Source organism: Vreelandella olivaria (assembly GCF_023507745.1).
Lineage (GTDB): Bacteria > Pseudomonadota > Gammaproteobacteria > Pseudomonadales > Halomonadaceae > Vreelandella > Vreelandella olivaria_A.
In genome coordinates, this window is record NZ_JALPZO010000014.1 from 1 (window position 1) to 19,208 (window position 19,208).

The window sequence follows — 19,208 nt, forward strand, 5'->3', positions numbered from 1 at the left end:
ATTAGCCCTTTCTGTGAGACATCTTCCTTTAACTGGCTTGGCGCGGCAGTTTCAGAAATTGCACATTCGACATCTGCTGAAGGATGCGAATCACCTGGCAGCTATAGCCAAATTCATTGTCATACCAGACATAAACTACTGCATGATTGCCGTTTGCAATCGTGGCCTTGGCATCTACGATACCGGCATGGCGGTTACCAACAAAGTCGGACGACACCACTTCCGCTGAATCCACGTAATCAATTTGCTTCTGGTAAGCAGAATCAATCGACATGCGACGTAGATAATCATTTAACGCAGCCGCATCGGTACCCTTTTCCAGCGTCAGATTAAGAATCGCCATGGAAACGTTGGGGGTCGGCACGCGAATGGCATTACCGGTTAACTTGCCTGCAAGCTCGGGCAGGGCTTTGGCAACTGCCTTGGCAGCCCCCGTCTCGGTCAACACCATGTTAAGCGCCGCACTACGACCGCGACGATCACCCTTATGGTAGTTGTCGATCAAGTTCTGGTCATTGGTATAGGCATGCACGGTTTCCACATGACCGGTTACTACCCCGTACTCATCATTGAGCACTTTCAGGACGGGCACAATCGCGTTGGTGGTACAGGAAGCAGCGGAAACGATACGGTCGCCTTCGCCAATAGTGTCGTGGTTAATACCAAACACGATGTTTTTAATATCACCTTTACCCGGCGCGGTTAGCAGTGCTTTTGCTGCCCCTTTGCACTCAAGGTGCTGCCCCAGACCCGCCTCATCACGCCAAATACCGGTATTATCAACCACCACAGCGTTGTTGATGCCGTATGCGGTATAATCAATTTCGCTGGGTGAATCAGCATAAATCACCTGCACCACATTACCGTTAACGGTAAGCGTACGAGCCTCAGCATCTACTGAGATGGTGCCATCAAAGGGGCCATGCACAGAGTCGCGGCGTAACAGGCTGGCACGCTTTTCCAGGTCCTTCGCCACATCGCCACGCCCACGCACCACGATAGCCCGCAAACGCAACAGGTTACCGCCACCTGCTTTTTCTACCAGCACACGCGCCAACAAACGGCCGATACGACCGAAGCCATAAAGCACTACATCCTGCGGCTCGCCCGTGCTGGCGCCCGGCTGATAGCCATCAATAATATCGCTTAGCTCTTTATGCAGGAAAGCCTCAAGGTCACCGCCCCCCTGGCGCTTGAAGGCTACTGCCAGCTTACCTACATCAACATGGGCAGGCCCCAGATTCAGTTCACTCATCACTTTAACGATAGGGAACGTATCTTCAACCGAGAGTTCAGTACCTTCAATCTTACGCACAAAGCGATGATCTTTAAGAATGCGAATTACCGACCGTTTGATCAGCGAACGTCCGAACATGGTGGCAACAACGTTGTTCTGACGATAAAGCTGCCCCACTAACGGGATCATTTGCTCAGCCAAGGCTTCGTTGCTTTGCCATTCCTCAAAAACGTTTTCGAGAGCTTGCTGACTCACGTGCGGCCTCATTGGGTAGTGAAAAGGGTTTTCGCCGAGCATTATCCTGAGCTTGGAGGGACGTCGCAATGAAAGGATAGTCGCACAAGATGTAGGGGGATTACATAAACGCGGGTTTGACTACAAGCCGCAAATAGTATGTAGACGAAGGTAAAACATCCCACCCGGTGGAAGCTACTCAAGTCGTGGACGGTAGACCTCTAACTGAAAGTGTTGATCGTGTATGATCCATACCTCCGTTTTAGCGCAACAACGATACCGTGACTATGCCATCTTTCTCTCTGCTCGAACCGCCCCAGCCCCAAGGGACTCGCGATACGCTTTACCTGACAGCGCCGCCGGGCAGTGCGACTGCCCTGGCGCTGGCTCAGGTCGCCAGTAGCGCTCCCCTGCTGGTTATTACCCCCAGCACAGCAAGCGCGCAACGCTTGGAGCAAGACCTGTCGTTTTACAGCCATGTGCCGGTGCTGCCCTTTCCTGATTGGGAAACGCTGCCCTATGACAGCTTTTCTCCTCACCAGGATATTATTTCCGCCCGCCTTCGCACCCTGCGACAATTACAGGATGGCGTCCGCGGGATTGTGCTGGTGCCGATCAACACGCTTATGCAACGCCTACCGCCAGTGGCATATATTGCTGGCAGGGTAATGACGCTAAAAACCGGTGCCACCCTTAACCGTGAAACATTTCGCGAATCGCTCTCCCGGGCAGGCTATCGTGCGGTTGAGACGGTGTATGAGCCAGGTGAATACGCCATGCGCGGCGCCATCATCGACCTGTTTGCCATGGGCATGGACGAGCCAATCCGGATTGATCTGTTTGATGATGAAATCGAGACTCTGCGTCACTTCGATCCAGGCAACCAGCGTTCTACCCATCAGGTAGATACGCTTGAGCTGCTGCCTGCCCATGAGTACTCGCTCAGCAGAAGCGCCATTGCCTGCTTCCGAGAGCAGTTTGAAACCCTGTTTGATGTCGATCCACGCCAATGCCCACTTTACAATGATGCGCTAAAGGCGATTCCTTCTCCAGGACTGGAGCACTACCTACCCCTGTTTTTCGAGCAAACCGCCTCTCTGTTTGAGCACGTTACCGACGACACCCGCGTGGCACTGCTACCCGGTGTTTTCCACGCGGCAGAGCAGCATTGGCAATCGATTGAATCACGTTACACGAACCTTGGGGTTGACCCAACACGCCCACTGCTGCCGCCCCACCGAGCGTTCTTTCCCGTCAGCGAGGTGTTCTCAGCCATTAAAGCTCGCCCACGCATTGAGCTTACTGAAGATGACGCCCAGCGCCATGCACTGGCACCAGAAGCTCAGGCCCTCCCAACGCTTGCCATTAATGCGCGGGCAAAGCAGCCACTCAGTGAACTGGCTGGGTTTATTGAAGCGCAAACCAATACCCGAATATTGCTTGTAGCCGAATCCAGGGGCCGCAGAGAAGCCTTGGAAGAGCTGCTTACCCCCCTGAATCTTAAACTGCCCCATATCGAGGGTTTTCACGACTTTCTAAACAGCACTCAGCGTTTCGCCATTACCGAAAGCATTGTCAGCAGTGGTCTCTGGCTGACCCAGCCTAATGTGGCGGTGATTAGCGAAACTGAGCTGTTTGGGGATGTGGTCCGCCAGAGCCGTCGCAGGGAAAAAGCCACCGACGATAACGAACTGGCTGTTCGCCATCTATCCGAATTGCGCGAAGGTGCACCCGTGGTTCACCAGGCCCACGGCGTTGGCCGCTACCTGGGTCTCGAAACCCTGGAAGCGGGTGGTCAGGCCAATGAGTTCCTGGCCCTCTCCTACGCTGATGGCGCCAAACTTTACGTCCCTGTCGACAGCCTGCACCTGATTTCACGTTACAGCGGCGCTGATGATGAATTGGCCCCTCTGCACAAACTTGGCTCAGACCAATGGGAAAAAGCCCGGCGTAAAGCTGCCGAGAAAATTCGCGATACCGCTGCCGAATTACTGGATGTGTATGCACGCCGGGAAGCCCAGCAGGGGGTGATCTATGACTCCCCGGGCGAGGAGTACACACGCTTTGCTGCCAGCTTCCCATTTGAGGAAACACCAGACCAGCAGGCCGCCATTGAAGCGGTTATTCGCGACATGACATCACCCCAGCCCATGGACCGCGTGGTATGCGGTGACGTGGGATTTGGAAAAACTGAAGTTGCCATGCGGGCTGCCTTTTTGGCAGTGCAGTCAGGCCGACAGGTGGTTGTGCTGGTACCGACTACCCTGCTTGCCCGTCAGCACTTCGAGAACTTCCGTGACCGTTTCGCCGACACAGCAGTTAACATTGCCCTGATCTCACGCTTTACCGGCGGCAAAGAGATGTCTCAAACGCTGGAAAGTATCAAAATGGGCCAAACTGATATCGTGATTGGCACGCATAAGCTGCTTTCAAACAGCGTGGAGCTGCCTAAAATGGGGCTCTTGATCATCGACGAGGAACACCGCTTTGGCGTTGCCCAAAAAGAGAAGCTAAAGGCGTTACGCGCCGAAATAGATATCCTAACCCTGACTGCGACCCCGATCCCCCGCACCTTGAATATGGCAATGAGCGGCATTCGGGATCTCTCCATTATTGCCACTCCTCCCGCCCGACGCTTGTCGGTTAAAACATTTGTACAACAACGCGACAGTAGTATTATCAAGGAAGCGCTACTACGGGAGATTCTACGCGGCGGACAGGTTTACTTCCTTCATAATGAGGTGAAGTCCATCGAACATGCGGCAGAGCAGATTCGTGAACTTGTCCCCGAAGCCCGGGTTGCCGTCGCGCATGGGCAATTGCCGGAACGCAGCCTTGAGCGCGTCATGTCCAACTTTTATCATCGTCGTTTTAATGTACTGGTGTGCTCAACCATCATTGAGACAGGCATTGATGTTCCCAGCGCCAATACGATTTTGATTGAGCGAGCGGATAAATTTGGCCTGGCCCAGTTACACCAGTTGCGCGGCCGCGTAGGGCGCAGCCACCATCAGGCCTACGCCTACCTGTTAACCCCGCCGCCTAAAGCCATGACCCGGGATGCCGTCAAACGTCTGGAGGCAATCAGCGCTTCAGATGACCTGGGCGCAGGCTTTACGCTTGCCAGCCATGATATGGAAATCCGTGGTGCAGGTGAGCTGTTGGGCGACGAGCAGAGCGGCCAGATGGAAACCATTGGCTACACGCTTTATATGGAAATGCTGGACCGTGCGGTAAAAGCCATTCGCGCCGGAAAAACACCGAATATCGATGCGCCATTCAATACTGGCGTGGAAATCAGCCTAAACTTACCGGCACTGATTCCTGATACCTATATCCATGATGTACAGCAACGGCTGGTAATGTATAAGCGTATTGCCAATACGCAGAGTGAAGCTGAACTGAAAGAGCTTCAGGTTGAGTTGATTGACCGCTTCGGATTGCTGCCCTCACCATTAAAAAATCTGATACGCCAAACCAAACTTCGCCAGCGTGCCGAGCAGCTCGGTGTGGCCCGGATTGAGGCAGGCGACAGTCGCGGCAGGATCCTGTTCAGCAATGCCACCCAGGTCGATCCACTAACACTGGTTACACTTATTCAGCAGTCACCACAGCACTACCGGCTGGACGGTTCAGACACCTTACGGTTTGAATTCTCAATGGAAACAGTCGAACAGCGTTTTGAAAAGGTTGAAAACCTGTTGACCACCCTGAATCAAAAAGTAGCGGCGGCGTAAACCTTGGGGCAAACTTGGACGTAAGCAGCACAACAGCCTCTCAAACAAGGCTTAGCGCGCTGGCTTATCACGACGCGCATTAGCAATTAACTATTAGGAACGAACATGAACACTCGCCATCTTTTTAACCTTTGGGGCCCCACCAGCCTTGCAGTATTGCTGGCGGCCAGCCTTGCTGGGCCTGTTTATGCGCAATCATCCTCCGAACAGGTGGAGAATAACCAGGCAGTCGTTGCCGAAGACGCTGTTGCCGGAGCCGAGCAGGTAGCATCACACCGTGAGCTTCCCCGCGGCCATTTTCACTTACCAGAAACAGGTGACATTATCGGTGAGTACTACACCGTGACCGTGGAAGACCCCGAAGAGACACTGATCGATATCGCACGTCGGCACAACATCGGTTTCGAAGAGATTCGCATGGCTAACCCGGATGTTAGCCTGTGGGTACCCGGAGAAGGTACCGAGGTGGTCATCCCAGCACAGTACATTCTCCCCCCAGCCCCCCGGGAAGGCGTGGTCATCAACCTTTCTGAACTACGCCTTTACTACTACCCGGCCGATAACCCTGACATTGTAGAAACCTATCCGGTCAGTGTCGGCCGGGATGGCTTCGCCACCCCTGTTGGTATTACCCGTACTACGGTGAGGGTGAAAGACCCCGCCTGGTCTCCCCCTGCGTCAATGCGCCGTGAAGCCGCAGAGCGCGGCGAGCCTGCTCCGGCCATCGTGCCGCCTGGCCCGGATAACCCGCTTGGTCGTCACGCTATTCTCCTGGCAATGCCCAGCTACCTGATTCATGGTACGAACCGCCCCGATGGCGTTGGCATGCGTGCCAGCCGCGGCTGTATCCGTATGTACCCTGAAGATATCGAGTCCCTCTACGACCGCTTGCCCAGTGGCACCCAGGTTAATTTGATGGATGCCCCTTTCAAAGCAGGTTGGGCGGCAGATGGCACTCTATTTGTTCAGTCCTACCCGCAGCTTGAAGAAAACGTAGAAGGTTCAGAACCCCTGCTGGACGCCCTGGAACGCCTTAACACACTCATAGAAGACCAGATTGAGATTGAGCAGGAACAAGTCGAGCAGGCAATTGCAGAGCCCAACGGCCGCTTTATCGCCCTTTACGGCCCACAGGCAGACGCAGCGCCCGTGGAAGATACCGCTCAGCCCAAAAGCTTGCTTGAGGAGCTGGAAGTAAGCGCTGCGGCTCTACACATTGAAGGTGATGCATAGCAAGACTGATAACTGATAACCATAAAAAACCCCGCCGAAGCGGGGTTTTTTATATCCACAGCAACCGCTGAACCTAACCGATGCTCAGTGGTCCAGGCAAAATTACTTCTGCATGGAACGCTGGAACATGCGGTTCATTTCTTCACGGTTTTGCTCAGACAGCTGCAGAGCGGCTTGCGCATCGCGCTGAGCCTGGTTTGCAGTGTTCAGCGCTTGTGAAGCCATGCTGCGTGCTTCTGCTGCGTCAGCCTGTGCAGATTCAGCAGTCAGACGAACTTCTTCCAGGGCGCTGGTAGAAGCACAGCCAGCCAGAATTGCCAGAGAAGCGGCAGCGGCAGTCATCTTCAGAGCAGTCTTAAGAGTCATAGTGTTCTCCTTGAATCTTCCTTGGGTACAACGTTAAGGGTATGACAAAAGATAAGGCTAAAGTGTTAGCTTAAATTTGTCTACCTGCGGTGCAGGTTCTTTTACAGCGACCTGTGCCTTGAAATCGTACCAGGGCACACAAGTCAAACGCTGTTTTATAATAGACCACAGCGGTTGTCTATAGTCACGTGCTTAAAACCGCGAACTTCCTTCAACAACATAAGCCTAGCGGATCACCACGCGAGTGCCAACACTTACTAATGATGCCACTCGCTCAATCTCTTCATTGGTCACTGCCACACACCCTTGGGTCCAGTGAAAGCGTCCATGAATATCGGGGTCACCAACACCAATGCCATGAATCCCGATGGCTCCACCCAGCACCGTCGTTTGCGGCGGATAGCCGTGGCGACGATAGTAATCAAAGTAGGCTTCGTAATCTGCTTGAGAGTAGATGCCTTTCTCAAGCGCCATTCGCGCATGAGGTGGCGTAGGATAATCTATACCGATGAAGATATGCCACTGGCTTTCGTAATTAAATCGATTGACGCGGAATTCCCCCAGCGGCGTGACGTTATCACCACGTACCCGCTGGGTCTTGGCACCAGCCCGGCCCAATGAAATTGGGCCAATATGCTCCAGTACTTCATCACCACGAAACACGCTTAACGTGGACGCTTTATCATCAATCAGCAACCACAGTTCGTTGCTATGACGGGGAACAGCAGCACGCGCAAGGAGTGTCTCAACAAGATCAGTCGGCTGATAATCATTCACTGGGCTGGTAGCAGTTGCGCTGGCAACAGCCGGCCAACCCATCGCTAACGCCAAAAATCGACGGCGGTTCAAAGGCATCGTTATCGCTCTCAATACAGGCTTTCAATGCTTGCCAAATAAGGCATTATGCTGACTTTTATACCTTATTCGCACCACCACTGACAGTGGTTTCACTGAACAAAACTGCATTTTCTGGCTTATTGGTTTTTATTCGACTAATTTTCAACGCTACTAAATGCCTTCAAACTCCTGCATGCTGGCCACCAGCTTGCGGGCCTCAGCATTGTGACCCTGCGCAAGTGAGGTAAAGAACTCTTCCTCAGGCTCAATTTTTGCCCGCGATGCTCTATGTGCATAAAGCGCCTGCAAATGACGGTGGGATTCTTCAGCCAGCGCTGTTATCGCGTCAATTGAACCCGCTATAGAGCACTCTGCAATTGCTTCCAGTTGGGGCGGCTGGGGGAAATCACCTGAGTCGTCGAACCATGTCTCAAGCACTTCACGATGACTGGAGCCATCATGGAAAAGCGCTTCGAGCCCCGACTTCATTTTTAACTCGCTAGAGGCGAGATATGTCAACGCCATTGTGAGGCGCTGGCTATCCGTTTGCTCTGCGGCGACACTATATTGTCGGGCCATCCGTGCATGGTATCCTGCCGCCCACTCGATGAGATCCTTGACCTGGTTGTAGCGCATCCGTGTCTCCTTCCCATGTCATTTTGCATCAATGTTGCATCGAACTGATTACTGATTGATGTTACACATATGGTCTAGAGTTGAGTGGACTTAAATAGTTCCACTGGGGGTCGCAGTGGATTTGATCAGGTATTGATGCAACAGCCGGGGTTTTACCATTCCTGGCTGGTTTCACGCAGGTTTGCTATTTCCTGTTTGGCAGCCTGTAAGTTATTCAGCAACTGCTCGGCCAATGATCCCTGTCCACCCAAGGCAATCATGGCAGGGTTTTGTACGCTGCGCCTGGCAGCGCCTTCATCGCTATGTAACCGCTCAAGTTGTGCGACCAGCCAACACAGCCAGCTATCCGGCTGGCACATTATATCACGCAGGCGCTGTAGCTCAGCGATGGCGGGTCCATCACTGGCAAGTAGCTGGTGCCAGTCATGGGTTTCCAGGCGTGCATGTTGCGAAACCTCTTTAAGCAGCGAGTTAAGCGCCAGTTCGAAGAGCGCCAGGGCGCTCTCCTCGATTGCCAACTGTCGCGCCGGGGCGTGCTCATCACTCCCTGTCGGCAAGCCCATCAGTAGCTCTGTCTGGTACAATAACTGGTTGGTACGGGAACGGGGACTCACTTGCGCTTATCCTCCACGTGCCACTTACCGCCGTCATAGGTTGCCTTCCACCCAGTCGCTTTGCCCTCTTCATCCGTCATCACGTACTGCTCTTTATTTTTACGTGAGTAACGAATCTGCGCAGGCCGTCCATCCGGGTCTTCACTGGGCGCACTGAGGATGAAGTGATACTTCTCCGGCAGCTCATTGGCATGTGCCTGTAACTCCTTAACCAATGGCGGGCGGGTTTCTCTGTTTTTAGGGAACTTGCTGGCTGCCAGGAACAGGCCACTGGCTCCATCGCGCAGGACATAGTGATCATCCACCTTTTGGCAGCCCAGTTCCGGCATGGGGATTGGGTCCATTTTGGGCGGAGCCACCTCTCCGCTTCGTAAAAGTTTGCGCGTGTTTTTACACTCACTATTAGTGCAGCCAAAGTACTTGCCAAAGCGGCCTGACTTGAGCTGCATCTCCGAACCACACTTATCGCATTCGATAACAGGTCCGTCATAACCCTTAATTTTGAACTTGCCAGCCTCGACCTCATAACCACCGCAATCCGGGCTATTACCGCAGATATGTAACTTGCGAGTCTCGTCAATCAGATAATTATCCATTGCCGTGCCACATTTGGGGCAGCGGCGTTTGGCACGCAATGCATTGGTTTCGGCTTCTTCACCAGCGTCTTCGGCAACGGCCTCTTCACCCGGGATCAGGTCAATGGTGGTTTTACAACGCTCTTTAGGGGGCAGGTTATAGCCGCTACATCCCAGGAAAACACCTGTCGATGCGGTACGAATCTGCATTTTACGGCCACAACTGGGGCAATCGATATCGGTGGGCACCGGCTGATTGGGGCGCATACCTCCTTCACTTTCCGCTTTGCTTAACTCAGTGCGGAACTCTTCGTAGAAGGCATCCAGCAGTACCCGCCAGTTGCGCTCACCTTCTGCGACTTCATCCAGACTATCTTCCATACGTGCAGTGAAGGAGTAATCCATTAAGTCAGGGAATGATTCTTTCAAACGCTCGGTGACAACATCGCCCAGCTTTTCTGCATAAAAACGGCGATTTTCCAGCTTCACGTAACCACGATCCTGAATCGTGGAGATAATGGACGCATAGGTAGACGGGCGGCCAATCCCCTGCTTTTCCAGCTCCTTTACCAGACTGGCTTCGGTATAGCGAGGGGCAGGCTTGGTGAAGTGCTGCTGGGGATCAAGCTTCTCAAGCTCCATAGCCGTGCCTTTGGGTAAATCAGGCAGACTCTGATCTTCATGTTTACCGGTTGGCTTCATCACCCTGGTGTAACCGTCAAACTTCAGCACACGCCCCTTGGCGCGCAAATCGTAACCATCAACGTCAACGCTTAGTGTACTGGAGAGATACTTGGCAGGTGTCATCTGGCACGCTACAAACTGGCGCCAGATAAGCTCGTAAAGGCGTTCGGCATCACGCTCCATACCCACCAAATCGGTCGCTTTACGCTCAACGCTGGAAGGACGTATCGCTTCATGGGCTTCCTGTGCGCTCTCTTTACTGCTATAGCGGTTGGGTGTCTCCGGCAGGTAACGGGAGCCGTATTCATCACCAATAAAGGTACGCACGCTTTCCACGGCATCTTTTGACAGATTGGTGGAGTCGGTACGCATATAAGTGATATAGCCAGCCTCATAGAGACGCTGGGCCATGGTCATGGTTTTTTTGACTGAAAACCCTAACCGGCCACTGGCAGCCTGCTGAAGTGTCGAGGTAATAAAGGGCGCAGTGGGCTTGGAACTGGTGGGCTTATCTTCCCGTGAAGTGATGGAAAGCCTGGCTTTACGCAGTTGCTCGATGCGCTCCAGCGTGTCTTTCTCAGACGTTGGACGAAAAGGCTTGCCATCCTGACGCACCAGCGCGAAGCGAACCAACTCGCCATCTGGTGAGACCAAGTCCGCATGAACATCCCAAAACTCTTCAGGAATAAAGGCACGGATTTCGCGTTCACGCTCAACTATCAGGCGTACTGCAACCGACTGTACGCGGCCCGCAGAAAGGCCGCGTGCGATTTTGGCCCATAGCAACGGTGACAGCATAAAGCCCACCACACGGTCCAGAAAGCGCCTTGCCTGCTGTGCTTCAACGCGTGGGATATTCAACGCGCCAGGTGCTTTAAAGGCATCCTGAATCGCATTTTTAGTGATCTCGTTAAACACCACACGCTTGTAGCGGCTGTCATCACCACCAATCGTTTCACGCAGGTGCCAGGCAATGGCTTCCCCTTCGCGATCCAAATCCGTTGCGAGATACACAGCATCGGCCTTTTCTGCGAGTTTTTTTAGCTCGGCAACTACCTTTTCTTTGCCGGGTAATACTTCGTAATGCGCTTCCCACCCATTATCCGGGTCAATGCCCATTCGCCGTATCAACTGATCCTGTGCTTTGCGCTTTTTATAATCCGCCTTTTCATCCGCAGACATCTTACGAGTTGCCGCAGCCTGGCGGGCGCGCTCCTTAGGGTCGGAGGCTGCCTTGCCTGAGCCGCTGGTCGGCAGGTCACGGATATGACCCACGCTCGACTTTACGATGAAATCGTTGCCGAGGTACTTATTTATCGTCTTCGCTTTCGCTGGCGATTCGACGATGACCAGTGACTTGCCCATAGTGCTCCACTTTCCTAATGCTCAGGCTATCCAGCCCATGCTCTGATACGATGCCGCATGAATTAACATTAGCGACCATGAGAAAAATGCGCCTACCCTACCCCAGCCCTTCTCTAAGCGCCAGTGCAACTGAAGGGTAGAAGCCATGCTTATATTGAACAGTGCCGCGTCGGGCCTATCCACTTTTACCCTTTAAAGTAGCTAGACACTAGACTGCCACTTCCCTCACGGCAACCCTAATCAGCGGAAACAAATAAAGCGCCCCTGCTTTTTAGCAGGGGCGCCAGGAAGGTATAACCCTAATTTAATGCTTGCGGGGCGTTTTGCGGCGTGGGGTTGAGGTTTTTGGCTTCTCAGCCACTTTACGCTCTGTTGTTACAGCATCACTCTGCTTGCCCTCTCCGTCTTTATCACCATCATCAGCGACTTTCTTTACACTGCCTTCAGTCACTCTGTTTTCAGCGGAGGTCTTCACCGCAACCTTGCTGACAATCGCTTTAGGAGGACGCGCTTCGTCGAACAATGTTTTCACTTGCTCAAAGCGCTCCGCAGCATGCTCTGAAAGCTCTCCGCTGGCAGCAAACACATGTTCCAGGTGTTCAATATGCTCATCAATCTCCTCATCACTCTGTCCTTTAAGGAGCACTGGCAGCGTATTGAGCGCCTGCTCCCGATCCATTTTCAAAATGAAAAACTGCTCTCGAACCAGACGCTTGAACTCGCTCAGCCGGGCACCTGGCTCCAACTCGGCTCGGGAGGCACGCAGCCGCTTGAAATTACGCTCATCCGTGGAGGGTGCACCGCCCAGCACGTAAATCACCGAACGCATAACAGCCTCATGCGAACCACCCTGAGCTATTTTCTCACGCAGCTCATCCTGGCGACGCTCAATAAAGCGGCGATGTTCCGGCTCAGCACCGGGGCGTCGGCGATGCACATGGGCATCCCCATATAAACCAACCGCAGCCTGTAGAAGCGGCTGACCATAAATATCCATAAACAACCGCTCGGTTGAACTGTCCCGTAGATCACGCCATGCATTGAGTGCAGCGACAATCTGGTCAGAGCACATGGTTTCAAGTGCTTTAAATAAGTTGTCCCGCCCCACTGGCTGCCGATTACCGCGGACAGTTTCAGCCATCACGGGAAGCGGTACTGTCAGAGGATTACGGTCTGAAAGTAACTTGTAACCTAACCGGATAGGATGCATACGGCGCACCCAACGCGCCGCCTCAGGCGTCATAACGGCCTGCATCCATGGCTGAACGTAGAGGCGATAAAAACCAAGATTGATCTCCGAAATACGCGCGACGGTAGCAAAGCGTCGATCATCTTCAGGATCATGCATCACGTCCTGGTCTAACTCAGCAAAGTCACGGGGCGTAAATTCCAATAGGTAGTCCCGCTCAATCAACTCGGCATCATGTCGTTCGCTTGCATGGGATACCGTGGTCTTATAAAGCCCTGGTGGCATGACATCGATGTAATCCATATTGGCAGTAAACTCCGAATGCTCCTTACGGGAAACACTGCCGGAAACAAAAATGCCCAGGTGCCCTGTCGTATCGTGAAGGCAGTACACAATGGTTTGTTCGTTGGCAATAATATCCTCTTCGCCTTCGTACAAATCACGTATCCAGCCCAGTGCCTGAGGTGGCGGCGTAATGTCGTCTCCCCGTGAACAAAAAACCACTACCGGAGAGCGCACATTACGCAGGTCGATGCGCCTGCCGTCCCGGGTAACCAATTGGGCCGTGGAAAGGCGATTGCCTACAAAAAGATTATCAACAATGTACTGTATCTCCTCTCCGCCCAGCACAACGTGCCCTCCCCACCACCGCTCAAATTCCAGATATCGCTTTGTCTCTGTATCGATATTGGCATAAAGGTGGTACTGCTTTTTCCAATAGGTATTGGCCGGGTTGAGCCGTTCAAAGTTTTGTACCAGCCAGGCACCATCAAAAAGACCATTGCCAAGGTCACTGGTCAAAGCGGTGATCCAACTGCCGCCGGTCATGCCTCCGGTATAACGCATTGGCGCTTTACCATGCTCTCCTGCCCAATAGGAAAGTGGCGCACCCGCAATTAGAATAGGGCCAAACACGTCCGGCTCCAGTGCAGCGGCCATCATGATCTGCCAGCCTGCCTGACAGTTGCCCACCACCATCGGCCTTTCAGTGGTCTCAGGGTGCAGCTCAATGATATGGCGTATAAACGTAATTTCCGCTTCAACAACATCTTCTACCGTTTGCCCCGGCTCGGGGAATGGTAAAAAGCCGATGAAGTAGCAAGGGTGCCCTGCTTTAAGCGCTACCCCCAGCTCACTGTCTGGTTTAAACCCACCAATGCCAGGGCCATGCCCGGCACGGGGATCAACCACAACAAAAGGACGCTTATCAGGATCAATCTGCGTGCTTTCAGGAGGTAAAACACGGAGTAGTTCATAATTGGTTGGGTTGGGCAGCGTTCGTCCGTCAACCAACACCTCGGTTTCAAAGCCGAGCACATTAGGTTTGGTTTGCTCCATGTGCTCAAGGTATTGGTTGCCACGCTCCCGCATCACATCCCAATAGAGGATGCTGCGCTCCATACTATCGCGCCAGTAGTCCACCGCAGCCCGCCCGAACCCGAAGGGGTCCAACATGCTGGCGAAGACTTCTTCGCCGGGCAGCACTGCGGAATCATCGGACGTTCCTGACCAGCTGCTATTCAGCAGATTGCCAGGCAGCAAAGGATTAGCGAGAAGGTTCATAGATTCTCCCATTGGGTTGATGCAGGGCGTCAATCCCGAAGCAATGATGCTGCATTGCAATATAGTTTAGGCCACTCCATGCATCACGTCGATGGCTACCTAACCCAATTCACCCACAGATACGTTGCAGACGACTGAACGTAATCAGTGATAGCATTCCAATCCGACGCTGAAGTTTCCATCTTCCCGACGTGCTACCCGTCAACGGAGGGTGTTACCGAGAGGTTGTTATGTCATCCCCCACGCTGCTAAACCGCTTAACGTTTCGCCAGCTCCAAGTATTTCAGGCCGTACATCGCCAGCGCTCTTATTCACGGGCCGCTGAGCAATTAGGGTTGACTCAACCTGCTGTTAGTGCCCAGATCCGCCAGCTTGAACAGGCACTTGGCCAGCCACTATTTAAATATGCAGGTAAAACCCTGCATGTTCTACCAGCAGCGGATACCTTGGCACTTTCCACCAGAGAAATCATCGGGCAACTTTCCCGGTTGCAGATGAACCTTTCCAATATTAACGGCAAAATCAGCGGTGAACTGAATATCGCTGCCGTTTCTTCAGCTCAATATGTCGTACCTTATCTACTCGCCCGCTTTCGCGCCCACTACCCGGATGTTCACATGCGCTTGAAAGTGTGTAACCGCAGCCAGGCGCTGGAAAGGTTGGCTGAGCAGCAGGACGATGTAGTGATTATGGCAATGGTGCCCAATAATGATGGTTTAGTCGTTATGCCAATCCTTGATAACGAGCTGATTGCCGTCGTATGGCCCGATCACCCGTTACTCCATACGCCAACCCCCACCCTGGCTGACTTCGCTCGTCACTACGTGTTAATGCGTGAGCCTGGCTCTGGTGTTCGCAATGCTTTTGAACAGCTCGCAGCGGATCAGGAAGTAGGGTTACCCCACCGGATTGAGCTTGGCACCAATGAGGCGATCAAACAGGGTGTAATGGCTCATTTGGGTGTTGCCGTACTGCCACGCATGGCCGTACAGCTAGAGCTTGAACAGGGGTTATTAGCGGCACTGACTCTTCCCAGCTTTCCTATTCGCCGTGCCTGGTGCGCCGTTCACCGGCGGGATCACTTTCCTACCCCTGTCGCAGAGCTGTTCCTACGCTTCACCCGGGAACGCCTGCCTGAATATCAACGCTACTTCCAAACACCCGCCAGCCCGCTACCCAGTCATGGTGTTTCCTGCCTGCCTATGCAACCCGCCTAAGAACGGTACAAGAGCGTTGTCTACGGTGTCTTGTTAGCCTTGAGATATGTTACATTACCCTACTACCTACGTATCATTTAGCGTACTCAGGGTTTGGCATGTTTTAGCGCAGCAACAATGTTCTCTGAAGCGGTAAGCCTCTGTGGCCAAAATCAGTCAACACAGCCGAGTGGCATAGCTTATGGCGCTAGCGGCAATCATGGTTGATAAAAGAATTCGGGCTGCCAGGTTTTGGCTTCTATAACATTGTCTGTCGCACAGTAGAGAGGCTCTCTTCTATGAGCAATAACCCCTCACAGCGTGTGCCCAGCGGTGAAAAATTCCGCAACGAATACGGCATGACGGTGATCAAGGATGGCATGAAGCAGCGCAAAGCGCAGGTGGATGCCCCTTCTCTTGAGCGCAAACCTAAATGGTTACGCGCTCAAATTCCTGGCGGCGAACGGTTTGAGGCCGTAAAGAAGAATGTCTCCACCCACCGCCTCAGCACGGTGTGCTCAGAATCCCACTGCCCGAATATGGGCGAGTGCTGGAGCAACGGCACGGCCACGATTATGCTGATGGGCTCAGTATGTACCCGCGCTTGTCGCTTTTGTGCGGTTGATACCGGCAATCCCAAGGGATGGCTTGATCATGAAGAGCCTGAAAACACTGCCAAATCAGTAGAGCTAATGGGGCTACGCTATATCGTACTCACATCCGTTGACCGTGATGACCTGGATGATGGTGGTGCTACCCATTATGCCAACTGTATTCAGGCAATCAAGGCACGCACACCTGATGTTGTGGTTGAAGCGCTGACCCCAGACTTCGATGGCAAGCTTGAGGCTATTGAACGGGTCGTCGATTCCGGGTTGGAGGTATTTGCCCAGAATGTTGAAACGGTTGAACGACTGACTCAGCGGGTACGCGACCCACGCGCTGGCTATCGTAAAACCCTGAATGTACTTGCCCATGCCAAGCAATACCGACCTGATATTATTACCAAAACCAGCCTGATGCTGGGATTGGGTGAAACGGATGAAGAGATACTGCAAACATTCGATGACTTGCGTGAAATCGGTGTTGATATTGTAACCCTAGGGCAGTATTTACGCCCAACCAAAAACCACCTCCCTGTTGAGCGCTGGGTAAGCCCTGAAGAGTTTGACCGTTACCGGGCTCTAGGCCTTGAAAAAGGCTTTATGGAAGTGCCTTCGGGGCCACTGGTTCGTTCCAGCTATCGTGCCGACCGCGTGTTTGAGAAAAACAACCTGGGTCTTGCCTCCCCTGCCGCAGTTCCTGGACAGAAGGCAGATACCAACCGCATTCCTGCTCTAAACGTGGGCTAGGCAATGCACTAGCAAAATACCGCGCTAGCGCCGGAAGTACTTTTCCGGTGCTAGCGCGGCATAGGCCTTTCAGTTCCCCAGGTATTAGTTGAGCACCATCAGTTCGCGTTTTAGTTCTGTAGCGAGAGCTTGGGCTAACTGATTTCCCACTTGATGAGATGCCTGCAACGGGGCTAAATCAGCTAAACGCGCCACCTGCATACCAGCATACCCACACGGATTAATACGCCCAAAGGGCGCTAAGTCCGCGTCTACATTCAGTGCGACTCCGTGATAACTTGCCCCTCGCCGAATACGCAGCCCCAAAGACGCAATTTTGGCCTCTCCCTGGCGGGTGTCGACATAGACACCTGGCGCATCCGCTCTTGCACGGGCACTGATACCATAGCTCTCCAGCACTGCAATCACTGCATTTTCAAGCGCGGTCACTAAATCACGCACACCAATTTTGCCACGCCTGATATCTAACAGAGGGTACAGCACCACCTGGCCTGGACCATGGTAAGTCACCTGCCCCCCCCGATCCGTCTGAACGACCGGAATATCCCCCGGCATCAGGAGGTGTTCAGGTTTGCCCGCCTGTCCTTGGGTGAACACAGGATCATGCTCTACCAACCAGAACTGATCGGGTGTTGTTGCATCCCTCTGATCAGTTAGCGCGCGCATTGATTCCCACACAGACAAATAGGCCTGGCGCCCCAAATGGTGTAGCTCAATTGGCGCATGTGTATTCATGCTTATACCACCATATGTACGCGGCCAGTGGCTTTTAACTCTTCAAAAAGCTGGCGAAGCTGCTCTTCTCCCGTCGCTCTGATGGTGACGCGTACCGATTGAAAGCGACCGTTACGGCTATCCACGACCTGTATGGCGGTTTCATCAACGCCCGGAGCGTGCTTGTTGATAATGCCACATACACACGCGGCAAAATCGTCAGCAGCATCACCCACCACCTTCAAGGGATAATCACACGGGAACGTAATTTGAGCGGGAGGATCGGCTATTGGCTGGCGCAAATCGCGGAGCCCTTTTTTCGCATCCTGTTTCATAATTAGCCTTTGGCAACTCAATCAAGCATCTGGCTCAGACCTCACCTACTGCGGTGGTAAGGCCTGATCAACCAGTTCATGTGAAGTTAACTGGTGAAATTACTGACCAATCCGCTGAAGAAACGCCTGACCTGATCAAAAAGACGTTTAAACAGCCCCCCCTCTTCTATGTTTTCAAGCGCCACCAGTTGACGCTCGCCCACCATTTCATCACCCAGGTATACCTCTAATGTGCCCACCTCATCGCCCACGGCTACAGGGGCCTGAAGATCAGCATCAAGATTAAGGCGCGCGCGAAGCTCTTCATTGCGATTGCGGGGCAGTGTCATAAATACCTCTTCATCCACTCCGACCCGCAGTTCATTGATCTCTCCCCCCCAGACACGTGGGGTCGACAACACTGCACCACGGTCATACAGTTTCATGGTCTCGTAAAATCGAAACCCATAGCTGAGCAGTTTTTGGGTCTCTTGTGCACGGGCTTCTTCAGAACTTGTGCCCATCACCACAGAAATTAACCGCATGCCGTCACGCTTTGCTGATGCGACCAAGCCATATCCCGCTTCTGTCGTCCAGCCAGTTTTTAGCCCATCAACCGTGGGATCTCTCCATAGCAGGCGATTCCGGTTTGGCTGGTCAATTCCACCAAAGGAAAACGTACGCTGGGAGTAAATAGCGTAATGCTCTGGGTAATCATTGATAATATATTGCGACAATAAAGCCATATCCCGTGCGCTGGAATAATGATTATCTCCAGGCAACCCGGTGGCATTTTGGAAATTCGTATTGTGCATACCCAAGCGCGTCGCATGCTGATTCATCAGATCAGCGAAGGGGGCTTCACCACCGGCGAGATGCTCAGCTATAGCAACGCTCGCATCATTACCTGACACAATGATAATGCCATGCAGTAAGTCATCAACCGAAACGCGATCACCTACCTCAATAAACATCTTGGAGCCGCCTGTACGCCATGCGTTCTCGCTGATATTGATCATGTCTGTCAGGTTGATCGTCCCGCGATCCAGCTCGCGCTCTACCAGATAGGCGGTCATCAATTTTGTCAGGCTCGCTGGCGGCAGCCGTTCATCCGGATTATGCTCGGCAAGCACACGACCACTATCGGCGTCCATCAAAATCCATGAACTCGCCGCAAGCTGAGGCGCCGCCGGGATAATGGTCTGAGGCTGTGGCTGAGGAACCGGCTGGGCAGAGGTAGACATTGCCCCAAAGGTCATCGCCGCAAACAAACAGAGCTGAGCAGAGCGGCGAACCGATAATAGTATATTCATCACTAACTTCTCACTTACGAAAAAGTGGCGGGGCTAACCGCCATCAGGG

Annotated in this window: 14 protein-coding genes; 4 read left to right on the forward strand and 10 right to left on the reverse strand. The window is 53.1% G+C overall.

Annotation, left to right across the window (positions count from 1 at the left end; all coding sequences use genetic code 11):
- Positions 1 to 28: 28 nt before the first annotated feature.
- The gene (locus HP566_RS00850; RefSeq protein WP_249975362.1) at positions 29 to 1,492 is read right to left on the reverse strand and encodes a glyceraldehyde-3-phosphate dehydrogenase; all 1,464 of its coding nucleotides are present in this window, start codon (positions 1,490 to 1,492) and stop codon (positions 29 to 31) included.
- Positions 1,493 to 1,758: 266 nt separating this feature from the next.
- On the opposite strand from HP566_RS00850, the gene mfd reads away from it, so the two are divergent.
- A complete protein-coding gene (gene mfd / locus HP566_RS00855) occupies positions 1,759 to 5,208 on the forward strand; it encodes a transcription-repair coupling factor (protein ID WP_249975363.1) in 3,450 nt (1,149 codons plus the stop codon).
- Between the two features lie 105 nt (positions 5,209 to 5,313).
- Positions 5,314 to 6,441: a L,D-transpeptidase family protein gene (locus HP566_RS00860; RefSeq protein WP_249975364.1), complete on the forward strand. Its 1,128-nt coding sequence runs from the start codon at positions 5,314 to 5,316 to the stop codon at positions 6,439 to 6,441.
- A gap of 102 nt (positions 6,442 to 6,543) precedes the next feature.
- On the opposite strand, the gene HP566_RS00865 is transcribed toward HP566_RS00860, so the two are convergent.
- The 6 genes from HP566_RS00865 to HP566_RS00890 all read right to left on the reverse strand — a co-directional run bounded on the left by HP566_RS00865 (position 6,544) and on the right by HP566_RS00890 (position 14,270).
- Complete coding sequence (locus HP566_RS00865) at positions 6,544 to 6,807, reverse strand: Lpp/OprI family alanine-zipper lipoprotein (protein WP_249975365.1); 264 nt, start codon at positions 6,805 to 6,807, stop codon at positions 6,544 to 6,546.
- A 225-nt stretch (positions 6,808 to 7,032) separates the two neighbouring features.
- Positions 7,033 to 7,662 carry a L,D-transpeptidase family protein gene (locus HP566_RS00870; RefSeq protein WP_249975366.1) on the reverse strand — a complete coding sequence of 210 codons (630 nt, stop codon included), beginning with the start codon at positions 7,660 to 7,662 and terminating at the stop codon, positions 7,033 to 7,035.
- 153 nt (positions 7,663 to 7,815) lie between these two features.
- Positions 7,816 to 8,280 (reverse strand): 2-hydroxyacyl-CoA dehydratase, encoded by a 465-nt coding sequence (locus HP566_RS00875; RefSeq protein WP_249975367.1) that lies wholly within the window; start codon positions 8,278 to 8,280, stop codon positions 7,816 to 7,818.
- Positions 8,281 to 8,432: 152 nt separating this feature from the next.
- Positions 8,433 to 8,894 carry a DUF6586 family protein gene (locus HP566_RS00880; protein ID WP_249975368.1) on the reverse strand — a complete coding sequence of 154 codons (462 nt, stop codon included), beginning with the start codon at positions 8,892 to 8,894 and terminating at the stop codon, positions 8,433 to 8,435.
- On the reverse strand, positions 8,891 to 11,518 hold the full coding sequence (gene topA / locus HP566_RS00885) for a type I DNA topoisomerase (RefSeq protein WP_249975369.1): 2,628 nt from the start codon (positions 11,516 to 11,518) through the stop codon (positions 8,891 to 8,893). The genes HP566_RS00880 and topA overlap by 4 nt, the downstream gene beginning before the upstream one ends.
- Before the next feature lie 304 nt (positions 11,519 to 11,822).
- Positions 11,823 to 14,270 carry a DUF3141 domain-containing protein gene (locus HP566_RS00890; protein ID WP_249975370.1) on the reverse strand — a complete coding sequence of 816 codons (2,448 nt, stop codon included), beginning with the start codon at positions 14,268 to 14,270 and terminating at the stop codon, positions 11,823 to 11,825.
- 230 nt (positions 14,271 to 14,500) lie between these two features.
- Between HP566_RS00890 and HP566_RS00895 the strand changes: the two genes are divergently transcribed.
- Complete coding sequence (locus tag HP566_RS00895) at positions 14,501 to 15,487, forward strand: LysR family transcriptional regulator (RefSeq protein ID WP_249975371.1); 987 nt, start codon at positions 14,501 to 14,503, stop codon at positions 15,485 to 15,487.
- A gap of 278 nt (positions 15,488 to 15,765) precedes the next feature.
- Complete coding sequence (gene lipA / locus HP566_RS00900) at positions 15,766 to 16,818, forward strand: lipoyl synthase (RefSeq protein ID WP_249975372.1); 1,053 nt, start codon at positions 15,766 to 15,768, stop codon at positions 16,816 to 16,818.
- Positions 16,819 to 16,902: 84 nt separating this feature from the next.
- Here lipA and lipB read toward each other — a convergent pair whose 3' ends face one another.
- The 3 genes from lipB to HP566_RS00915 form a co-directional block, all read right to left on the reverse strand.
- Entirely contained in the window at positions 16,903 to 17,553 is a 651-nt protein-coding gene (lipB, locus tag HP566_RS00905; protein ID WP_249975373.1) for a lipoyl(octanoyl) transferase LipB, read from the reverse strand.
- A gap of 2 nt (positions 17,554 to 17,555) precedes the next feature.
- Positions 17,556 to 17,867, reverse strand: coding sequence for an HP0495 family protein (locus HP566_RS00910; RefSeq protein WP_249975374.1), 312 nt, complete (start codon positions 17,865 to 17,867; stop codon positions 17,556 to 17,558).
- 86 nt (positions 17,868 to 17,953) lie between these two features.
- Positions 17,954 to 19,159: a D-alanyl-D-alanine carboxypeptidase family protein gene (locus tag HP566_RS00915; protein WP_249975375.1), complete on the reverse strand. Its 1,206-nt coding sequence runs from the start codon at positions 19,157 to 19,159 to the stop codon at positions 17,954 to 17,956.
- Positions 19,160 to 19,208 lie beyond the last annotated feature (49 nt).

Coding starts and splice junctions, on each gene's coding strand:
- mfd (WP_249975363.1), top strand. CDS start 1,759: ATGCCATCTTTCTCTCTGCTCGAACCGCCCCAGCCCCAAGGGACTCGC.
- HP566_RS00860 (WP_249975364.1), top strand. CDS start 5,314: ATGAACACTCGCCATCTTTTTAACCTTTGGGGCCCCACCAGCCTTGCA.
- HP566_RS00865 (WP_249975365.1), bottom strand. CDS start 6,807: ATGACTCTTAAGACTGCTCTGAAGATGACTGCCGCTGCCGCTTCTCTG.
- HP566_RS00870 (WP_249975366.1), bottom strand. CDS start 7,662: ATGCCTTTGAACCGCCGTCGATTTTTGGCGTTAGCGATGGGTTGGCCG.
- HP566_RS00875 (WP_249975367.1), bottom strand. CDS start 8,280: ATGCGCTACAACCAGGTCAAGGATCTCATCGAGTGGGCGGCAGGATAC.
- topA (WP_249975369.1), bottom strand. CDS start 11,518: ATGGGCAAGTCACTGGTCATCGTCGAATCGCCAGCGAAAGCGAAGACG.
- HP566_RS00890 (WP_249975370.1), bottom strand. CDS start 14,270: ATGAACCTTCTCGCTAATCCTTTGCTGCCTGGCAATCTGCTGAATAGC.
- HP566_RS00895 (WP_249975371.1), top strand. CDS start 14,501: ATGTCATCCCCCACGCTGCTAAACCGCTTAACGTTTCGCCAGCTCCAA.
- lipA (WP_249975372.1), top strand. CDS start 15,766: ATGAGCAATAACCCCTCACAGCGTGTGCCCAGCGGTGAAAAATTCCGC.
- lipB (WP_249975373.1), bottom strand. CDS start 17,553: ATGAATACACATGCGCCAATTGAGCTACACCATTTGGGGCGCCAGGCC.
- HP566_RS00910 (WP_249975374.1), bottom strand. CDS start 17,867: ATGAAACAGGATGCGAAAAAAGGGCTCCGCGATTTGCGCCAGCCAATA.
- HP566_RS00915 (WP_249975375.1), bottom strand. CDS start 19,159: ATGAATATACTATTATCGGTTCGCCGCTCTGCTCAGCTCTGTTTGTTT.